Raw genomic sequence first — 18,229 nt, 5'->3', positions numbered from 1 at the left:
TGGGGCCGTCAGCGCGGTCCGGCCGTCACGCCTCCACTTCGGCGCGGTCGCCCGCCCAGCGGGTGTGGAACGCGCCCTCCCGGTCGACCCGGTGGTAGGTGTGCGCACCGAAGTTGTCCCGTAGACCCTGGATCAGCGCCGCCGGCAGCCGCTCGGCCCGCAGCGCGTCGAAGTACGCCAGCGACGAGGAGAACGCCGGGGTGGGCACGCCGGCCCGGGCCGCGTCGGCCACCACCCGCCGCCAGCTCGGCACCCCGTCCCCGACCGTGTCGGCGAACCAGGGCGCCACCAGCAGCGTCGGCAGCTCCGGCTGGGCGTCGTACGCCTCGCGGATGCGGTCCAGGAAGCGGGCCCGGATGATGCAGCCGCCCCGCCAGATGGTGGCGGTGCCGCCGAGGTCGATGTTCCAGTCGTACTCGCCGCTGCCGGCCCGGATCTGGTCGAAGCCCTGCGCGTACGCGACGATCTTGCTGGCCAGCAGCGCGCGCCGGACGTCCTCGACGAAGGTGTCCCGGTCGTCGACCTGCCACTTCCCGCCCGCGTCGGGGAAGGCCCGACGGGCGGCCTCCCGCTGGCCGGCGTGGCCGGACAGCGACCGGGCGAAGGTCGCCTCGGCGATGCCGGTGATCGGGATGCCCAGGTCGAGCGCGATCTGCACGGTCCAGCGGCCGGTGCCCTTCTGCTCGGCCTGGTCGAGCACCACGTCGACGAAGGGCTTGCCGGTCGCCGCGTCGGCGTGGGCCAGCACGTCGGCGGTGATCTCGATGAGGAACGACTCCAGCTCGCCGCTGTTCCACTCCCGGAAGATCTCCGCGATCTCCGCCGGGCTCGCCCCCAGCCCGGCCCGCAGCAGGTCGTACGCCTCGGCGATGAGCTGCATGTCGGCGTACTCGATGCCGTTGTGCACCATCTTGACGAAGTGCCCGGCGCCGTCGGGGCCGATGTGCCGGCAGCACGGCACGCCGTCCACCTGCGCGGCGATCTTCTCGAACATCGGCCCGAGCTTCTGGTAGGACTCCGCCGAGCCGCCCGGCATGATGCTCGGGCCGCGCAGCGCGCCCTCCTCGCCGCCGGAGACACCGGTGCCGACGAAGTGCAGCCCGTGCCCGCGCAGCGTCTCCTCCCGACGGCGGGTGTCGGCGAAGTGCGCGTTGCCGGCGTCGACGACGATGTCGCCCTCCTCCAGCAGCGGCACCAGCTCGTCGATCACCGCGTCGGTGGGGCCGCCGGCCTTGACCATCACGATCACCGCGCGGGGCCGCTCCAGCGAGCCGACGAAGTCCGCCAGGGACTCCGACGGCACGAAGGTGCCCTCGTCGCCGTGCTCGGCGACCAGGCTGCGGGTGCGTTCCGGGGAACGGTTGTGCACCGCCACGGTGAACCCGTTCCGGGCCAGGTTCCGGGCCAGGTTCCGGCCCATCACCGCCAGCCCCGTCACCCCGATCTGCGCCGTCGCCTGTTGCGTCATTCGTACCCGCCACCTTTCGCGTCGCCTGTGTGCTGCGACGGTATCGCGCGTGACGGGCGGCCGGGAGTCGACGTCGACGCCGTGTCACAGGGTGGTCGCGTCCGCCCCGCGCCGCTGGTCGGAACGGGTGCCGGCGGGGGCTCGGGTGTGTCCTCGGTGGTGGCTGGAAATCGGATGCGCCGGCCCCGGCGGTCGGTTAGCCTGTTGGCATGCGCATCTGACGCCCTTCATCGAGAGCCGACCCGCCGCCGTCGCCGCGGGTCCGCGTGCTCGGGCGTCCCGCGTTCCCATCCTCCTTCGAGGTGTCTCCGCGTGGCCGGTCGCCCGGGTCGTGCCCTGTCCGACCGGCCGCCCGCCCCGTCTGGCGCGCGGTCCTTCCGTTCCACCGAAGGAGGCAGCGTATGCCCGCCAAGCGCAGTCCGAAGAAGTCCCGCCGTCCGGAACCGTCCCCGGTGGAGGTGGACCCCACGGCGCTCGCGGCGCTCACCGTGACGCCCGCGCACCCGGTCACCCTCGCCGCCGACACGGCGCAACCGGACGTCGCCGCCCGGTCGACCCCGACCCCGCCGTCGTCGCGGTCGGGCGGGTCGGTGCGCGGCGGCTCCACCGCCGCCCGGGGGCAGAGCCGCCGGTACGCCTTCCGGCGTAGCTGACCGGCCCGGCGGCCCGCCCGGGTGGCGGGTCGGGCCGGCGGCCCGGCTCCCGGTGGTGATCCCGCCGGGGGCCGGGCCGGTCAGCCGATCAGCGGGCGGAAGGTGCCCAGCGCGACGCTGACCGCCAGCGCCCCGGCGGCGAGCACCGCCGCACCGCCGACGAGCAGCCAGTCCGCCGGTCGGAACACCTGCCGCCGGGCCACCGTACGCGGGGTGCCGGCGTCGAAGCCCCGGGCGTCCATCGCCACCGCGAGCCGGGTGCCGTGCCGGATCGCCCCCACCAGCAGCGCGAACGCCGTCGAGGCGAAGAGTCGCAGTTTCGCCAGCGGGTCGCGGCCGGCGTCCACGCCCCGGGCCCGGCGGGCCATGGTGAGTAGCTGCCACTCCTGCCCGAGCAGCGGCACCAGCCGGAACGCGGCCAGCGCGCCGACGGCGAACCGGGCCGGTGCCTTCGCGTTCTGGATCAGCGCGTCGGCCAGGTCGGTCGGGTCGGTGGTGGCGAAGACGATCACCCCGGGCAGGGCGACCGCGAACATCCGCAGCACCAGCCCGAGCGCGGTGACCAGCACCCCCGGGGTGACCAGCAGCGGCCCGGCGTCCAGCAGCACCTCGCCGGTCCGGTCGGCGGCGAAGAACACCAGCGTGACCACGATGCCGGCGGCACCGGCCAGCAGCGGCAGGGCCCGCCGGGCGAGCACCCGGTAGCGGACGCCGAACAGCGGCAGCAGCGCCAGCTCGGTGGCGATCGCGACCGCCGGAGCGACCGGGTCCAGGGTGGCCACCAGGACGAACGAGAAGACCAGCGCCGCCGCCAGCTTCGCCACCGGGTTGCGCCGGGCCAGCGGCGCGCCCGGCACGGCGACGGGTTCCAGGTCGATCACGGCCGCGCCTCGGCCCGGTGCAGGGTGACCGTCCGGTCGGCCAGCGCGGTGACGAAGTCCGCGTCGTGGGTGACGGTGACGATGCCGTGCCCGTCGTCGCGGAGGTCGGCGAGGAGGTCGACCAGTTCCCGCCAGGTCCGCCGGTCCTGGCCGAAGGTGGGCTCGTCGCAGATCAGCAGGCGGGGCGCGGTGGCCAGGGCGGTCGCCACGCTGAGCCGCCGGGCCTCCCCACCGGAGAGGGTGTACGGGTTGGCCCTGGCCAGCGTGGCCAGCCGCAGCCGGTCCAGCAGCGTGTCCACGGTGGCCCGGACGGCCGGCTCGGGCTGGCCGGTGCGGCGCGGCCCGAGGGCCAGCTCGTCGAAGACGGTGCCGGTGACGAACTGGTGCTCCGGGTGCTGGAAGACCGAGCCGATCCGGCGGGCCAGCGCCGGGGCCCGCCAGCGGTGCGGGGGAGTGCGGGCGTCCCGGCCGGCCAGCGCGGCGGTGGCCGCCACCCGGCCGGCGCCGGGGCGCAGCAGCCCGCCGAGCAGCAGGGCGAGGGTCGACTTGCCGGTGCCGTTGGGGCCGAGTACGGCGAGCGCCTCGCCGGCGCGTACCGCCAGGTCGGTGGGGGCCAGCCGGGGTGGCAGGCCGAGCCGGTCGGCGGCGAGCAGCGGCACGCCGGCCGGGGCGGCGGCGGGCCGGGCCGGCGTGCGGTGGCCGGGCACCCAGACACCCTCGGTGGCGAGGGCGTCGCCGTGTGCGGCGAAGACCGCCGCCGGCGGGCCGTCGGCGCGGACGCCGCCGCCGGGCTCCAGCACCACCACCCGGTCGACCAGCGGCAGCGCCTCGGCGACCCGGTGTTCGACCAGGACCAGGGTGGTGTCGTCGGCCAGCGCGCCGGCCACCGCCCGGCGGACCAGTTCGGCACCGGCCGGGTCGAGGTTGGCGGTGGGCTCGTCGAGCAGGAGCAGCCCGGGTCGCAGCGCCAGGGCGCCGGCCAGGGCGAGCCGTTGCTGTTCGCCGCCGGACAGCGCCGCGGTGGGCCGGTCCCGGTGGTACGGGAAACCGACCCGCCGCAGCGCCTCGTCGACCCGGGGCCAGATCTCCTCGGTGGGCACCCCCCGGTTCTCCAGCCCGAACGCGACGTCGTCGCCGCTGCGGGCCATCACGAGCTGCGACTGCGGGTCCTGGAAGACCACGCCGACCCGCTCGCGTCCCTCGCGCGGGTCCAGCCCGTCGACCTCGACGGTGCCCTCCTGCTCGCCGGAGTCGTCCGGCAGCAGCCCGGCCAGCGCCGCCAGCAGCGTGCTCTTGCCGGCGCCCGAGGCACCCAGCAGCAGCACCCGCTCCCCGGCGCCGATCCGCAGGTCCACCCCGCGTACCGCCCAGGCTTTCCGGCCGGCGTGCCGCCACCCGAACCCCCGCAGGGTCACACCCCCCACGCGCACCTCCTCGGCCGCCGCCCCGCCCCGGTGACGACGGGGTCGGCGGCGGTGTCCGAGATCCGGATCGCCGGCAACGCCATCATCGGCACGAGGGTGGGGTGGTCAGACGGCGGCGCGGTCGCGGCCGGCGGGGAAGCGGTCCAGCACGCCGGTGCCGGCCAGGGCGCGGGTCAGGTACCACGCGCCGAGGCCGGCGATGACGGCCGCGCTGAGCACGGTCAGCGCGGCGTACGGGAGCCGGTAGCTGGTCAGCGCGTAGTCGACGTTCCAGACGAAGAAGTCGAACAGGGCGGCGCTCAGCCCGGTGAGCGCGCCGGCGAGCACCGCCACCGGCAGCCGGAACGAGCGGTAGCGGAACGCCGCGAAGGCCAGCTCCGCGCCGAGCCCCTGGATCAGCCCCTGGACGATGGTGATCCCGCCCCACTCGGAACCCAGCAGCGCGGAGACGGTCGCGGCGACGGCCTCGCAGAACAGGGCCGCGCCGGGCTTGCGGATCACCAGGCCGCCGAGCACCGCCGGGACCAGCCAGACGCCGTACATCACCGCCTGGGCGGCCGGGGCGGCGGCGAACGCCGGGTCGGCGGCCTTCCAGACCAGGCCCCAGGCCCAGAAGATGACGCCGAAGGCCACGGCGATCACGGCGGCGACCACGATGTCGATCGTGCGCCACCGGTTGTTGTCGATGCGGTTCATGCGATGCTCCCAGTCCAGCGATCGAACCAGGAGAAGACGCACGCCGCGCCCGGTTGCTGCCGGACGGCGGCGCGGCTGAAGGTCGACCGAACTCCCTGCGCTGGCATTACCCAGATCAGGTTCGAGGGTCTGCGGGCGGTGCCCGCACTCTCAGCGCTGTGCGCTCCCCTGTCGGATGTGAAGTTGTCTCGGCAGACGCTAGCACCGACCTGCGCGAAGGACCCAGCGGGCCACGGTCGGCGACCGTCCGGGGGCCCGGTGCGCCGCCCCGGGCTGGGTAGGCTGCCGCTCATGCGGGTCGAGGCGCGAGGGTTGACGTTCGACGTACGGGCCGGCGGCCCGGAGGGCGGCGACGCCGTCCTGCTCCTGCACGGCTTCCCCCAGCACGGCGGGGAGTGGGACGACGTGGTGCCCGCCCTGCACGCCGCCGGGCTGCGCACGTACGCCCCGGACCAGCGGGGCTACTCGCCCGGTGCCCGGCCCGCCGAGCCGGTGGCGTACCGGCTGCCGGAGCTGGTCGCCGACGCGGTGGGGGTGCTGGACGCGCTGGGTGTCGACGCCGGGCACGTGGTGGGGCACGACTGGGGTGCGGTGGTCGGCTGGGCGTTGGCCGCCCGGCACCCCGAGCGGGTCCGCACCCTGACCGCGGTCTCCGTGCCGCACCCGGCCGCCTTCGGGTACGCGCTGGCCAACGACCGGCGGCAGCAAGCGCGCTCGTCGTACATGATGCTGTTCCGCAAGCCGGGCAAGGCGGAGAAGGTACTGCTGGCCTGGCGGGCGGCGGCCCTGCGCCGGCTGCTCTCCGGCGTCGGCGACGCCGGCCGGGTGGCCCGGTACGCCGAGCCGATGCGGCAGCCGGGCGCGTTGACCGGCGCGCTCAACTGGTACCGGGCGATGTCGGGCCGCGACCTGAAGGCGGTCGGCCCGGTACGGGTGCCGACCACCTACGTGTGGAGCGAGAACGACGTCGCCATCGGCCGGACCGCCGCCGAGGCGTGCGCCGGCCATGTCGACGGCGACTACCGCTTCGTGGCGCTGCCCGGCGTCACCCACTGGATCCCCGACGAGGCGCCGGCGCCGCTGGCCGAGGCGATCCTGGCCCGGGTGCGCGGCGTGGCCTGACCGTCGTCCGGGGCCGTACCAGCCGACCAGCGGGACCGACGAGCGGACGGAGTAAGCATGACGGTGAGCGCCGAGGGCTACCTGGCGGTGGTGACCGAGACGATCGGCCGGGTGGCCGCGAGCCAGCGGGAGGCGGTGGGTCGGGCGGCCGACCTGATCGCCGGGGCGCTGCGCGCCGACGGGGTGGTGCACGCCTTCGGCACCGGCCACTCCGAGGCGCTCGCCATGGAGATCGCCGGTCGGGCCGGTGGGCTGGTGCCGACCAACCGGATCGCGCTGCGCGACCTGGTGCTGCTCGGCGGTGAGCCGGCGAGCATCCTCGGGCCGCACCTGGAGCGCGACCCGGCGGTGGCGCACCGGCTCTACGAGCTGGCCCCGGTCCGCCCGCCGGACGTCTTCGTGCTCGCCTCCAACTCCGGGGTCAACGGCGCGATGGTGGAGTTCGCCTCGGTGGTACGGCAGCGGGGGCACCGGCTGGTCGTGATCACCTCGATCGCGCACTCCGGCCGGATGACCTCGCGGCACCCGTCCGGGCGCAAGCTCGCCGACTTCGCCGACGTGGTGCTCGACAACGGCGCCCCGTACGGCGACGCCACGCTGCCGCTGCCCGACGGCGGCGCGGTCGGCGCGGTCTCCTCGATCACGGCGGCGCTGCTGGCCCAGCAGATCGTGGCCGAGACGGTGGCCCGGCTGGTGGCGGCGGGGGAGCGTCCGCCGGTCTACCTGTCGGCGAACATCCCCGGCGGGGACGCGCACAACGCCGCCCTGGAGGCCCGGTACGCCGGCCGGATCCGCCGGGGTTCGTGAGACGGTTTCACGCGGCCCCGGGGTGGGCACAGTCGTCGCTGCCGGTGGGGTGGACCCCGCCGGCAGTACCGTCTGAGCCGGAGGTAGCGCGTGTCGAAGGAATCCGAGAAGCAGCGCTGGCAGCGCAACTTCGCCGATCTGCTCCAGGAGCTGCGGGTCGCCCAGACGGGCGTGCAGATCCTCTTCGCCTTCCTGCTGACCCTGCCGTTCAGCAACGGCTTCACCCGGACCAGCGACTTCCAGAAGGACATCTACATCCTCGCGCTGCTGTCCGCCGCCGCCGCCACCGCGATGATCATTTCGCCGGTCGCCTTCCACCGGGCGCTGTTCCGCCAGGGCCGCAAGCCGGAGCTGGTCCGCTTCGCGCACCGGATGGCCACCGGCGGCCTGGCCTTCATGCTGATCGCGATGGTGAGCGCGGTCCTGCTGATCACCGACTTCGTGCTCGACACCGGCATCGCCGTCGTGCTCAGCGTGATCACCGGCCTGTGGTTCCTGACCTTCTGGGTGGCCCTGCCGTTCGCCCGGCGCAACTGGGGTGACGACGACATCGACGACGACGATGACGAGCCGGTGACGCTGGCCGCCGACTGACCCTCGTCCACCGGCCGGAAAATCGGACGTTGCGCCGACGCTACCCCTGGGTAACAACCGGGGGTAGCGTGCTTCCTGTCGAGCACGTGGACGCAGCCGGACCGAGGTTCGAGGGGGCAGCCGTGACCGCGACGCACCACCACCCAGGAGACCAGGACGCCGTCGGGCCGCTGCCCGCCGAGGCCGGTCAGGTGTCCGAGAAGGAGGCCCGGCAGGTCGCCGAGGCGGCCCGGGAGGCCGCCTGGGACCGGCCCAGCTTCGGCAGGGAACTCTTCCTCGGCCGGTTCCGGCTGGACCTGATCGACCCGTGGCCCCGTACCGACCCGGACGACGCCGAGCGGGCCGAGGCGTTCCTCGCCGACCTCGACGCCTACCTGCGCGCCGAGGTGGACGGCGCCGCCATCGAGCGGGACGCCCGGATCCCCGACGAGGTCTTCCACGGCCTGGCCCGGCTCGGCGCGTTCGGCATGAAGATCGACCGGAGGTACGGCGGGCTGGGCCTGAGCAACCTGCACTACTGCCGGGCCCTGATGCTGGTCGGCTCGGTCAGCCCGGCGATCGGCGCGTTGCTCTCCGCCCACCAGTCGATCGGGGTGCCGCAGCCGCTGAAGATGTTCGGCACCGACGCGCAGAAGGAGCGCTTCCTGCCCCGGCTGGCCGCCGGTGAGGTCTCCGCGTTCCTGCTCACCGAGCCGGACGTCGGCTCCGACCCGGCCCGGCTGGCCACCACCGCCGAGCCCACCGCCGACGGCACCGGCTACCGGCTCAACGGGGTCAAGCTCTGGGCCACCAACGGCACGGTCGCCACCCTGCTGGTGGTGATGGCGCGGGTGCCGGCCGCCGAGGGCCGGCGCGGCGGGATCACCGCGTTCGTGGTGGACGGCGACAGCGCGGGCCTCACCGTCGAGCGACGCAACTCGTTCATCGGGCTGCGCGGCCTGGAGAACAGCGTCACCCGCTTCCACGACGTCTTCGTGCCGAACGAGAACGTCGTCGGCGGCGAGGGCAAGGGCCTCAAGATCGCGCTGAGCACCCTGAACACCGGCCGGCTCTCGCTGCCCGCGATGTGCGTCGGCGCGGGCAAGTGGGCGCTGAACGTGGCCCGGGAGTGGGCCGCCGACCGGGTCCAGTGGGGTCGGCCGGTCGGCGGGCACGAGGCGGTCGCGCAAAAGCTGGCCTTCGTCGCCGCCACCACCTACGGCATGGAGACCATGCTCGACCTGTGCTGCCTGCTCGCCGACGACGACCGCAACGACATCCGGATCGAGGCGGCGCTGGTCAAGCTCTACGCCAGCGAGATGGCCTGGAAGATCGGCGACGAGCTGGTCCAGATCCGGGGCGGACGCGGCTACGAGACGGCCGACTCCCTCGCGGCCCGGGGCGAACGTCCGGCCGCGGTCGAGCAGTTGCTGCGGGACCTGCGGATCAACCGGATCTTCGAGGGGTCCACCGAGATCATGCACCTGCTGATCGCCCGGGAGGCGGTCGACGCCCACCTCTCGGTGGCCGGCGACATCATCGACCCGGACGCCGGGCTCGGCCGCAAGGCGAAGGCCGGGGCGCGGGCCGGCGCGTTCTACGCGAAGTGGCTGCCCACCCTCGCCGTCGGTCGGGGCCAGCAGCCCAACGGGTACGGGGAGTACGGCCCGCTCGCCGGCCACCTGCGTCAGGTCGAGCGGTACAGCCGCAAGCTGGCCCGGTCCACCTTCTACGCGATGTCCCGCTGGCAGGGCAAGCTGGAACGCCGGCAGGCGTTCCTCGGTCGGGTGGTGGACATCGGCGCGGAGCTGTTCGCGATGGCGGCGGTCTGCGTCCGGGCGTACGCGGAGAAGGACACCCGCCCGGAGAACGTCGAGCTGGCCGACCTGTTCTGCCGGCAGGCGCGGATCCGGGTCGAGCAGCTCTTCACCGCGCTCTGGGAGAACACCGACTCGGTCGACGTGGCCGCCGCGAAGCGGATCCTCGCCGGCCGGTACGCCGGGCTGGAGGAGGGCGTGGTCACCCCGCCGGCCGACGTCCCCTGGGTGGCGCACTGGTCGCCCGGCCCGTCGACCGCCGAGGACGTCCGTCGCCGTATCCCGCCCGTCGAGTGATGCCGGCCGGGGTGCGGCGGGCGGGTCAGCGGGCGACCGCCCAGGCCAGCACCCCGGCCAGGATCAGCCCGTTGAGGGCCGCGAGCACCAGGTACGCGGCCGGTGGGATCTTGCGCCCCTTGCGGACGAAGCTCACCAGGACGGCGGCGTACCCGAGCAGCAGCACCGCGATGACGATCAGGAACCAGAGCACCGGTACAGCCTAACGGCCGCCCCGCAGGCCGAGCCGGCGCAGCTCCAGCGCGGCGAGCGCGTCGACGGTGGCGTCGTCGCCCCGTCGCCACGCCTCGGCCACGTCCGGATCGATCTTCGTCAGCTTGCGCAGTGGCTGGCCGGTCAGCGCGCGCAGGGCCAGCAGGTCCCGACCGGCCGGCCCGGCGGCGAGGGCCTTGGCCGAGGCGGCCCGGCGCATCCAGCGCAGCCGCAGCGGCAGCCAGCCGAGGAGCACCAGGCCGAGCGGGAAGACCAGCACGGCGATGCTCAGCGCCAGGGCGAGCTGGCCGACCAGCTCCTGCTGGTCGCGGCCGGCTTCGGCCAGCGCCCGGGCGGCGTCGGCGGCCTTGGTGAACGGGCCGGTCAGCTCGTCGCCGACCAGCGGCACCCGGCCGACCTTGCCGCCGGCCTCGGCCAGGTTGTCGGCGAGGCCACCGCCGGCCCCCTCCAGCTTCTGCCCGGGTACGGCGAGCTTCTGCACCAGGTCGTACAGCCATCGGGCGAAGCGGACCGCCGCGTAGACCCAGGCGACGACGAACAGGTCGGTGAGGAGCTGCCGGAGGGCGACCGGAAAACGGTCAGCGTAGATCTTCACGCCGGACAGCGTGCCACGGCGGCGGCCGTCCGGGCACCCCCGCGCGAGCTGCCATCGACTCGGCCTGCCCGCTGCCGGGCGATCGTCAGCGGGCGCACTCCGGGCAGGTGCCGAAGATCTCCAGGGTGTGGCTGACGTCGGCGTAGCCGTGCTGGGCGGCCACCCGTTCGGCCCAGGTCTCCACCGCCGGCCCGGCCACCTCGACGGTGCGCCCGCAGGCCCGGCAGACCAGGTGATGGTGGTGCCCCTCGCTGCACCGGCGGTAGAGGTGTTCCCCGCCGGGCGGGCGCATCACGTCGATGTCACCGGCGTCGGCCAGGCCCTGCAGGGTGCGGTAGACGGTGGTCAGGCCGACCCGTTCGCCCCGGGCGCGCAGCATGGCGTGCAGGTCCTGCGCGCTGTGGAAGCCCTCCAGCTCGGCGAGCAGGGCGCTCACGGCGGAGCGCTGGCGGGTGTTCCGCACCGTTCCGTCGGTCATGACGGCCCCTCCCCGGCGTGGCTGACCGCGTCCGCCACGATGTGTGCGACGTGCTCGTCGACCAGCGCGTACGCGATCTCGCGGCCCCGCCGGGAACCCCGCACCACCCCGGCGCCGCGCAGCACCCGCAGGTGCTGGGAGACCAGCGGCTGCGGGGCGCCGAGCTGCTCCACCAACTCGTGCACGCACCGCTCACCCTGCGCCAGCTCGCTCACGATCGCCAGCCGGATCGGCGCGGAGAGGGCGCGGAGCAGGTCGCCCGCGCCCTCGAAGGCGTCGTAGCCGTGGGTGCCGGTCACCCCGTAACGGTAACCAATACCGGTGACCGCCCACCGATCGGCGTCACCGGAGCACCACCTCGTGCGGCTCCTGGGCGGTCGCGGCGGCCGTGGCGACCGGGGTGGCCCGGCGCCGCAGCAGCCGCCAGCCGGCGGCGGCGAGCGACACCACCAGGAAGGAGGCGATGGCCAGCAGCACCACCGAGGCACCCGGGGCGGTGTCGGCGGTGGCGGCCACCCAGACCCCGGCCCCGGCGGCGAACAGGCCGAGCGCCATGGCCGCCGTCATCGTGCTGCGGAACCCCCGGGTGACCTGCTGCGCGGTGGCCACCGGCACCACCATCAGGGCGCTGATCAGCAGCACGCCGACGGCCCGCATGGCGATGGTGACGGTGACCGCGGTGGCGACGGCCAGCAGCATGTTCAGCGCCCGGACGGGCAGCCCGGCGACCCGGGCGTACTCCTCGTCGTGGCAGACCGCGAAGAGCGCCGGGCGCAGCGCCAGCATGAGCACCCCGATCGCCGCGCCGAGCACCGCGATGGTGGTCAGGTCGGCCGGGGAGGTGGTGGTGAGCGATCCGAAGAGGTACGCGTTGAGGTTGGCGCTGCTGGCGTCGGAGAGGCCGACCAGCATCACGCCCCCGGCGATGCCGCCGTAGAAGAGCAGCGCCAGCGCCAGGTCGCCGGAGGTGCGGCCCCGGGCCCGGACCAGCTCGATGGTGATCGCGCCGAGGGTGGCCGCGATCACCGCCACCAGCACCGGGGAACGGTTGAGCAGCAGGCCGGCGCCGACGCCGGTGAGCGCCACGTGGCCGATCCCGTCGCCGATCAGGGCCAGCCGCCGCTGTACCAGGTAGATGCCGAGCGCCGGGGCGGCCAGCCCGATCACCAGGGCGCCGACCAGCGCCCGCTGCATGAAGTCGTACTGGAAGAGGTCCATTGCTAGCTGCTCCACAGCCCGGCGGGCTCCTCGGGACCGTGCGGGTGCACGTGGTCGTGGTCGGGCTCGGCGTGGTGGCCGGCCGGTTCCGGCACCGCGCCGTCGTGGCAGACGCCGCCCTGGTGCACGACGACGGCCCGGCTGATCAGCGGGCGCAGCGGCCCCAGTTCGTGGGCGACCAGCAGCACGGTGCCGCCGGTGCCGACGAACTCGCCCAGCGCCCCGGCGAACGCCTCCTGGCTGGCCGCGTCGACCCCGGCGGTCGGCTCGTCGAGCACCAGCAGCTCAGGCTGGCCGGCCAGGGCCCGGGCGATCAGGGTGCGTTGCTGCTGGCCGCCGGAGAGGGTGGCCACCGGGTCACCGGCCCGGTCGGCGAGCCCGACCGCACGCAGCGCCGCGTCGACCGCCACCCGGTCGGCGCGGCCCGGCGGGCGCAGCACGCCCCGGCGGGCCAGCCGGCCGGAGGCCACCACCTCGCGTACGGTGGCCGGCACGCCGCTGCCCGCGCCCAGCCGCTGCGGGACGTACCCGACGCGGTGCCACTGCCGGAAGCGGCGCTGCGGGACGCCGAACAGCTCGACCGACCCGGCGCCGAGCGGGACCAGCCCGAGCACCGCCCGGATCAGGGTGGACTTGCCGGAGCCGTTGGCCCCGAGGACGGCCACCACCTCGCCGGCGGTCACGGTCAGTGAGACGTCCCGCAGCACCGGCCGGCCGTCGTAGCCGGCGGCGGCGTGCGTGACCTGGATCACGGGGGTGGTCACGAGCAGCCCAGGGCGGTACGCAGGGTGGTCAGGTTGGCGCGCATCACCGAAAGGTAGTCGCCGCCCCCGTCGGCCGAGAGCCCTTCGATCGGGTCGAGCACGGCGGTCTTCGCACCGACCTCGGCGGCGATGGTCTCGGCGACCTTCGGGCTGACCAGCGTCTCGAAGAAGATCGTGGTGGCGCCGTGCTCGCGGGCCTCCCGGGCCACCTCGGCCAGCCGCTTCGGGGAGGGCTCGGTGTCCGGGGTGAGGCCGGTGATGCCGACCTGCTCCAGCCGGTAGCGCGCGGCGAGGTAGCCGAAGGCGGTGTGGCTGACCACGATCTCCCGGCGCTGGCAGGTGGTCAGCCCGGTGGTGTACTCGGCGTCCAGCTTCTCCAGGTCGGCGCGGAGCGTCCTGGCCCGGGCGGCGTAGTCGGCGGCCCGGTCCGGGTCGACCGTGCCGAGCCGGTCGGCGAGCCGGTCGGCGACGGTGGCCAGCCGGGTCGGGTCGAGCCAGAGGTGCGGGTCCCGGCCGCCGTTCCCCTCCTCGGCGTGACCGGCCGCACCCTGGTGCTGGTGCCCGCCGGCCGCCGCGTCGAGCAGCGGCGCGACGGTGGTCACGTCGAAGGCCCGGGGCGCGGCGTTCTGGTCGACGGCCTCGTCCACCGCCGGCTGGAAGCCCTTGAGGTAGAAGACCAGTTCGGCGTCGCTGAGCTGGCCGACCTGGCGGGGGTTGAGTTCCAGGTCGTGCGGCTCGGCGCCCGGCTTGGCGAGGTTGGTGACCGTGACCGCGTCCCCGCCGACCCGCTCGGCGACGAACTGGAGCGGGTAGAAGGCGGCGACCACGTCCACCCGGTCCGGGTCGGCGCCGGCGCCGGCCGACGAGCAGGCGGTGGCGGCGGCCAGGGTGAGCAGGGCGGCGGTCAGTACGCGGGGCAGGGCGCGGGCGGTCATGCCCCCAACTGTCCGTGGCAACGACAATGATTGTCAAAAACGCATGATTGCATGTCAGAGCAGCTTGACCAGGGCCACCGTGACCAGCAGCGTCAGCATCACCAGCCGGATCAGCCGGGTCTGCGGGGCCTGCACCGACCAGGTCGTGGCCAGCAGGAAGACCAGCCCGGCGGCCAGCGCCAGCAGCAGCACCCCGCCGACCGGCGCGGGCGCGAAGAACGCCACCAGCACCAGGACCAGCGTGGCGAGGAACACCGACGTGGGGTTCGCCCGGGCCAACCGGGCCAGCAGGGGGCGCTGCGTAGGCTGCATCCCACAGACTCTACGAGGAGGAACCCGGTGCTGGTCACCAACCGGTTCGTGGTCGACGTCGAGGTCGCCGACGACTTCACCGCGCGGGCGCACGCCGCGCTGGCCGCGCTCGCCGCCCGCCCCGGCTACCTGCGCGGCGAACTCCTCCGCGCGCTCGACGACCCCCGGCACTGGTGCCTGCTCACCGAGTGGGAGTCGGTCGGCACCTACCGGCGGGCGCTGGGCGGGTTCGACGTCAAGATCACCGCCGTGCCGCTGCTCGCCGAGTCGCTCGACGAGCCCTCCGCGTACGAGGCGCTGGCCAGCGCCGCGCCGGACGGCGAAGTGGTGCCGGCCGACAGTGATCGGGCCGCGCGACCGCACCGTTGAGCCGGCGGGCACTACCCTGCTCCTATGACCGCTCCCGGCCCGGCAGCCCCACCGCCGTACCCCGCGACACCCGGCCCGGACGGCAGCCCACCGCCGGCCGCGCCGGGTGAGCCGGGCGTGCCCGCCCCGCCGCCGGGGCCCGGGGTGGCCCCGCCCTTCGCCGCGCCGCCCACCGAGGGCGGCCGGAAGCGGCTCTGGCTGGGGCTCGGTGTCGGCGCGCTCGCCCTGCTGATCTGCTGCGGGGGTGGCGGCGCGGCGGCGGTCGGCCTGGTCGTCAGCAACGTCCAGGCGATCGAGGAGCAGGGGCACGCGGTCACCGACGACTACTACCGCGCGCTGGTGGAGAAGGACTACGGCAAGGCGTACGACACCCTGTGCGACGACGCGCGGCGGCGCGAGTCGCGGGGGGAGTTCGCCCGCCGGGTCGCCGAGGAGCCCGCCGTCGCCGCCTACCGGGTGGGCGCGGTCGACCCGCAGACGCTGACCGTGCCGGTCGACGTGACCTTCAGCGGCGGCTCCCGGGGCACCCAGCAGGTCACCCTCGCCGCCGACCAGCAGACCGGCGGCATGGAGGTCTGCGGGGTCGGCTGAGGCGTCCCCGGTAATCTGATGGGCCCGGGACCCCGCTGGTCGTACCGTTGTCCCGAACTGTTCCGTCCCATCCACATCACGTCCCCGCCGACCGCCAGCCGGCGTAGGAGGAAACATGCCAGCCGACCGTATCGACGCCGTCGTCAGCCTCGCCAAGCGCCGAGGCTTCGTCTTCCCCTCCAGCGAGATCTACGGAGGCACCCGGTCGGCGTGGGACTACGGCCCGCTCGGCGTGGAGCTCAAGGAGAACGTCCGCCGGCAGTGGTGGAAGACCATGGTCCAGCAGCGCGACGACGTCGTCGGCCTGGACTCCGCGGTCATCCTGGCCCGCAAGGTCTGGGAGGCCAGCGGCCACATCGCCGAGTTCGTCGACCCGCTGACCGAGTGCCAGTCCTGCCACAAGCGGTTCCGCGCCGACCACCTGGAGGAGGCGTACGCCGAGAAGCACGGCAAGCCGCTGACCTCGCTGTCGGAGCTGAACTGCCCGAACTGCGGCAACAAGGGCACCTTCACCGAGCCGAAGATGTTCAACGGCCTGATGAAGACCTACCTCGGCCCGGTGGAGAGCGACGAGGGCCTGCACTACCTGCGTCCGGAGACCGCCCAGGGCATCTTCGTCAACTACAACAACGTGGCGACCGCCGCGCGCAAGAAGCCGCCGTTCGGCATCGCGCAGACCGGCAAGTCGTTCCGCAACGAGATCACCCCGGGCAACTTCATCTTCCGTACCCGCGAGTTCGAGCAGATGGAGATGGAGTTCTTCGTCGAGCCCGGCTCCGACGAGCAGTGGCACGAGTACTGGTTGCAGGAGCGCTGGAACTGGTACCTCGACCTGGGGCTCTCCGAGGAGAACCTGCGCTTCTACGAGCACCCCAAGGAGAAGCTCTCCCACTACTCGAAGCGCACCGTCGACATCGAGTACCGGTTCCAGTTCGGCGGCAGCGAGTTCGCCGAGTTGGAGGGCATCGCCAACCGCACCGACTTCGACCTCGCCACGCACGGCAAGCACTCCGGCGTCGACCTGTCGTACTTCGACCAGACGAAGAACGAGCGCTGGATCCCGTACGTCATCGAGCCGGCCGCCGGCCTCACCCGCGCGGTGCTGGCGTTCCTGCTGGAGGCGTACGACGAGGACGAGGCCCCGAACACCAAGGGCGGCGTCGACAAGCGCACCGTGATGCGCTTCGACCCCCGGCTGGCCCCGGTCAAGGTGGCGGTGCTGCCGCTGTCCCGCAACGAGGCGCTCTCGCCGAAGGCCAAGGGGCTCGCCGCCCAGCTCCGCAAGCGCTGGGTGGTGGAGTTCGACGACTCGCAGGCGATCGGCCGCCGCTACCGCCGGCAGGACGAGATCGGCACCCCGTTCTGCGTCACCGTCGACTTCGACACCCTCGACGACGACGCGGTGACCGTCCGGAACCGGGACACCATGGCCCAGGAGCGGGTCGCCCTGGACCAGGTCGAGCGCTACCTGATCGAGCGGCTGCCCGGCTGCTGACCGACCGCCGTCCGACGGCCCCGCCCCGCTGTCCGGGGGCGGGGCCGTCGCGCGTCCCGGCACCGGCGGACGGCGGGTCGGGGCCGGCGTGGGATTCTTGGGTACGTGACCAGTCCCGTTCCCTCCGTCGTGCCCGGCCCGCTCACCCTCGGGCGGCACCAGGTGTGGCCGCCGGTGGTGCTCGCCCCGATGGCCGGCATCACCAACGTCGGCTTCCGGCAGCTCTGCCGGGAGCAGGGTGGCGGCATCTACGTCTGCGAGATGATCACCACGGTCGCGCTGGTCGAGCGGAACCCGAAGACCCTCCGCATGATCGCGTTCGGCGCCGAGGAGCAGCCGCGCAGCCTCCAGCTCTACGGCACCGACCCGGAGGTGACGGCCGCGGCGGTGCGGATCGTGGTGGAGCGGAACCTGGCCGACCACATCGACCTCAACTTCGGCTGCCCGGTGCCGAAGGTGACCCGCCGGGGTGGCGGCTCGGCCCTGCCCTGGCGGCGTCGGCTCTTCGCCCGGCTGGTGCGGGCCGCGGTGGCCGCCGCGTCACCCGCCGGGGTGCCGGTCACCGTGAAGATGCGCAAGGGCATCGACGACGACCACCTGACGTACGTCGAGGCGGGGCTCGCCGCCCAGGACGCCGGCGTCGCGGCGGTCGCCCTGCACGGGCGGACGGCCGCACAGCGCTACTCGGGCACGGCCGACTGGGACGCCATCGCCACCCTCAAGCAGAACCTGGACGTGCCGGTGCTCGGCAACGGCGACATCTGGGAGGCCGCCGACGCGCTGCGGATGGTGGCCCACACCGGGGTGGACGGGGTGGTGATCGGGCGCGGCTGCCTGGGCCGGCCGTGGCTCTTCGCCGACCTGGAGGCCGCGTTCAACGGCCGCCCGGAGCGCCGGCTGCCCACCCTCGGTGAGGTCGCCGCGACCATGCGGCGGCACGCCGAACTGCTGGTCGACCAGTTCACCGCCGGCTCGCGCACCCCGTCCCGGGGCGAGCGGGACGGCTGCACCGACTTCCGCAAGCACGTCGCCTGGTACCTGAAGGGCTTCCCGGTCGGCAGCGAGCTGCGTCGCGAACTAGCCATGATCGAGAGCCTGGCCCAGTTGGACGACCTGCTCGGCAAGCTCGACCCGACCGAACCGTTCCCGGTGGCCACCCTCGGCCAGCCGCGCGGCCGGACGAACTCCCCGGGCAAGGTCTTCCTGCCCGAGGGCTGGCTGGCCAGCCGGGACGACGACACCGTCCCCGAGGGCGCCGAACTCGACGACTCCGGCGGGTGAGGTCGTCCCCAGTCCCGGTGTACGTCGACAGGGCCGGCCCCGGTGGGGGTCGGCCCTGTCGTGGTGTGGTGGTCAGGAGGTGTAGCCGCGGGTGGCGATCCAGTCGGCGAGGTTGTCCACGCTGATGCGGTAGGAGGCCTGGTCCGGGTTGGCGGAGTCGGCGATGGTGACGATCTTTCCGTCGTTGTGGTAGCCGACGACGCTGATGTAGTGGCCGCCTTCGAAGGAGTGGGTGGTGCC

Annotated in this window: 21 protein-coding genes, 1 pseudogene and 1 riboswitch; of the genes and pseudogenes, 9 read left to right on the top strand and 13 right to left on the bottom strand. The window is 74.2% G+C overall.

The window, feature by feature from the left end; all coding sequences use genetic code 11:
- Positions 1-25: 25 nt before the first annotated feature.
- Complete coding sequence (gene gndA / locus ACIQG9_RS26710; protein ID WP_400407587.1) at positions 26-1,468, bottom strand: NADP-dependent phosphogluconate dehydrogenase; 1,443 nt, start codon at positions 1,466-1,468, stop codon at positions 26-28.
- Between the two features lie 401 nt (positions 1,469-1,869).
- Here gndA and ACIQG9_RS26705 point away from each other — a divergent pair, with 401 nt between their 5' ends.
- On the top strand, positions 1,870-2,121 hold the full coding sequence (locus tag ACIQG9_RS26705) for a hypothetical protein (protein WP_400407585.1): 252 nt from the start codon (positions 1,870-1,872) through the stop codon (positions 2,119-2,121).
- An 80-nt stretch (positions 2,122-2,201) separates the two neighbouring features.
- On the opposite strand, the gene ACIQG9_RS26700 is transcribed toward ACIQG9_RS26705, so the two are convergent.
- From ACIQG9_RS26700 to ACIQG9_RS26690, 3 genes are all read right to left on the bottom strand, one after another.
- Positions 2,202-3,002, bottom strand: coding sequence for an energy-coupling factor transporter transmembrane component T family protein (locus tag ACIQG9_RS26700; RefSeq protein WP_400407583.1), 801 nt, complete (start codon positions 3,000-3,002; stop codon positions 2,202-2,204).
- Positions 2,999-4,426, bottom strand: coding sequence for an ABC transporter ATP-binding protein (locus ACIQG9_RS26695; protein WP_400407581.1), 1,428 nt, complete (start codon positions 4,424-4,426; stop codon positions 2,999-3,001). The genes ACIQG9_RS26700 and ACIQG9_RS26695 overlap by 4 nt, the downstream gene beginning before the upstream one ends.
- A gap of 105 nt (positions 4,427-4,531) precedes the next feature.
- A complete protein-coding gene (locus ACIQG9_RS26690; RefSeq protein ID WP_400407579.1) occupies positions 4,532-5,122 on the bottom strand; it encodes an ECF transporter S component in 591 nt (196 codons plus the stop codon).
- A 74-nt stretch (positions 5,123-5,196) separates the two neighbouring features.
- A riboswitch (TPP riboswitch) is annotated at positions 5,197-5,302 on the bottom strand.
- A 111-nt stretch (positions 5,303-5,413) separates the two neighbouring features.
- Here ACIQG9_RS26690 and ACIQG9_RS26685 point away from each other — a divergent pair.
- The 4 genes from ACIQG9_RS26685 (at position 5,414) to ACIQG9_RS26670 (ending at position 9,738) form a co-directional block, all read left to right on the top strand.
- On the top strand, positions 5,414-6,244 hold the full coding sequence (locus ACIQG9_RS26685) for an alpha/beta fold hydrolase (RefSeq protein WP_400407577.1): 831 nt from the start codon (positions 5,414-5,416) through the stop codon (positions 6,242-6,244).
- 57 nt (positions 6,245-6,301) lie between these two features.
- Positions 6,302-7,051 (top strand): sugar isomerase domain-containing protein, encoded by a 750-nt coding sequence (locus ACIQG9_RS26680; protein WP_400407575.1) that lies wholly within the window; start codon positions 6,302-6,304, stop codon positions 7,049-7,051.
- Between the two features lie 90 nt (positions 7,052-7,141).
- The gene (locus tag ACIQG9_RS26675) at positions 7,142-7,645 is read left to right on the top strand and encodes a DUF6328 family protein (RefSeq protein ID WP_400407573.1); all 504 of its coding nucleotides are present in this window, start codon (positions 7,142-7,144) and stop codon (positions 7,643-7,645) included.
- Positions 7,646-7,767: 122 nt separating this feature from the next.
- Positions 7,768-9,738: an acyl-CoA dehydrogenase family protein gene (locus tag ACIQG9_RS26670; protein WP_400407571.1), complete on the top strand. Its 1,971-nt coding sequence runs from the start codon at positions 7,768-7,770 to the stop codon at positions 9,736-9,738.
- 25 nt (positions 9,739-9,763) lie between these two features.
- On the opposite strand, the gene ACIQG9_RS26665 is transcribed toward ACIQG9_RS26670, so the two are convergent.
- From ACIQG9_RS26665 to ACIQG9_RS26630, 8 genes are all read right to left on the bottom strand, one after another.
- Positions 9,764-9,931 (bottom strand): hypothetical protein, encoded by a 168-nt coding sequence (locus ACIQG9_RS26665; RefSeq protein ID WP_400407569.1) that lies wholly within the window; start codon positions 9,929-9,931, stop codon positions 9,764-9,766.
- Positions 9,932-9,940: 9 nt separating this feature from the next.
- A complete protein-coding gene (locus tag ACIQG9_RS26660; protein ID WP_400407567.1) occupies positions 9,941-10,546 on the bottom strand; it encodes a hypothetical protein in 606 nt (201 codons plus the stop codon).
- Between the two features lie 85 nt (positions 10,547-10,631).
- A complete protein-coding gene (locus tag ACIQG9_RS26655) occupies positions 10,632-11,024 on the bottom strand; it encodes a Fur family transcriptional regulator (RefSeq protein WP_400407566.1) in 393 nt (130 codons plus the stop codon).
- On the bottom strand, positions 11,021-11,323 hold the full coding sequence (locus ACIQG9_RS26650) for an ArsR/SmtB family transcription factor (RefSeq protein ID WP_400407564.1): 303 nt from the start codon (positions 11,321-11,323) through the stop codon (positions 11,021-11,023). Before ACIQG9_RS26650 ends, ACIQG9_RS26655 begins: the two co-directional genes overlap by 4 nt.
- A 43-nt stretch (positions 11,324-11,366) precedes the next feature.
- A complete protein-coding gene (locus ACIQG9_RS26645) occupies positions 11,367-12,242 on the bottom strand; it encodes a metal ABC transporter permease (protein ID WP_400407701.1) in 876 nt (291 codons plus the stop codon).
- A 2-nt stretch (positions 12,243-12,244) separates the two neighbouring features.
- Positions 12,245-13,006, bottom strand: coding sequence for a metal ABC transporter ATP-binding protein (locus tag ACIQG9_RS26640; RefSeq protein ID WP_400407562.1), 762 nt, complete (start codon positions 13,004-13,006; stop codon positions 12,245-12,247).
- On the bottom strand, positions 13,003-13,941 hold the full coding sequence (locus ACIQG9_RS26635) for a metal ABC transporter substrate-binding protein (protein WP_400407560.1): 939 nt from the start codon (positions 13,939-13,941) through the stop codon (positions 13,003-13,005). The genes ACIQG9_RS26640 and ACIQG9_RS26635 overlap by 4 nt, the downstream gene beginning before the upstream one ends.
- Positions 13,942-13,995: 54 nt before the next feature.
- On the bottom strand, positions 13,996-14,253 hold the full coding sequence (locus tag ACIQG9_RS26630; RefSeq protein ID WP_400407558.1) for a hypothetical protein: 258 nt from the start codon (positions 14,251-14,253) through the stop codon (positions 13,996-13,998).
- 27 nt (positions 14,254-14,280) lie between these two features.
- Here ACIQG9_RS26630 and ACIQG9_RS26625 point away from each other — a divergent pair, with 27 nt between their 5' ends.
- The 4 genes from ACIQG9_RS26625 to dusB all read left to right on the top strand — a co-directional run bounded on the left by ACIQG9_RS26625 (position 14,281) and on the right by dusB (position 17,989).
- Positions 14,281-14,622: an antibiotic biosynthesis monooxygenase family protein gene (locus ACIQG9_RS26625; protein ID WP_400407556.1), complete on the top strand. Its 342-nt coding sequence runs from the start codon at positions 14,281-14,283 to the stop codon at positions 14,620-14,622.
- A gap of 117 nt (positions 14,623-14,739) precedes the next feature.
- On the top strand, positions 14,740-15,213 hold the full coding sequence (locus ACIQG9_RS26620) for a hypothetical protein (RefSeq protein WP_400407699.1): 474 nt from the start codon (positions 14,740-14,742) through the stop codon (positions 15,211-15,213).
- Between the two features lie 115 nt (positions 15,214-15,328).
- On the top strand, positions 15,329-16,708 hold the full coding sequence (locus ACIQG9_RS26615) for a glycine--tRNA ligase (protein WP_400407554.1): 1,380 nt from the start codon (positions 15,329-15,331) through the stop codon (positions 16,706-16,708).
- 105 nt (positions 16,709-16,813) lie between these two features.
- Entirely contained in the window at positions 16,814-17,989 is a 1,176-nt protein-coding gene (gene dusB / locus ACIQG9_RS26610) for a tRNA dihydrouridine synthase DusB (RefSeq protein WP_400407552.1), read from the top strand.
- 72 nt (positions 17,990-18,061) lie between these two features.
- Here the strand turns inward: dusB and ACIQG9_RS26605 are convergent.
- A pseudogene (locus ACIQG9_RS26605) lies at positions 18,062-18,229 on the bottom strand (phytochelatin synthase); the annotation flags it as partial.

Origin of the sequence: Micromonospora sp. NPDC092111 (assembly GCF_044755745.1) — a bacterium.
Classification (GTDB): Bacteria; Actinomycetota; Actinomycetes; order Mycobacteriales; family Micromonosporaceae; genus Micromonospora.
This window is presented reverse-complemented; position numbering and strand designations above follow the sequence as displayed.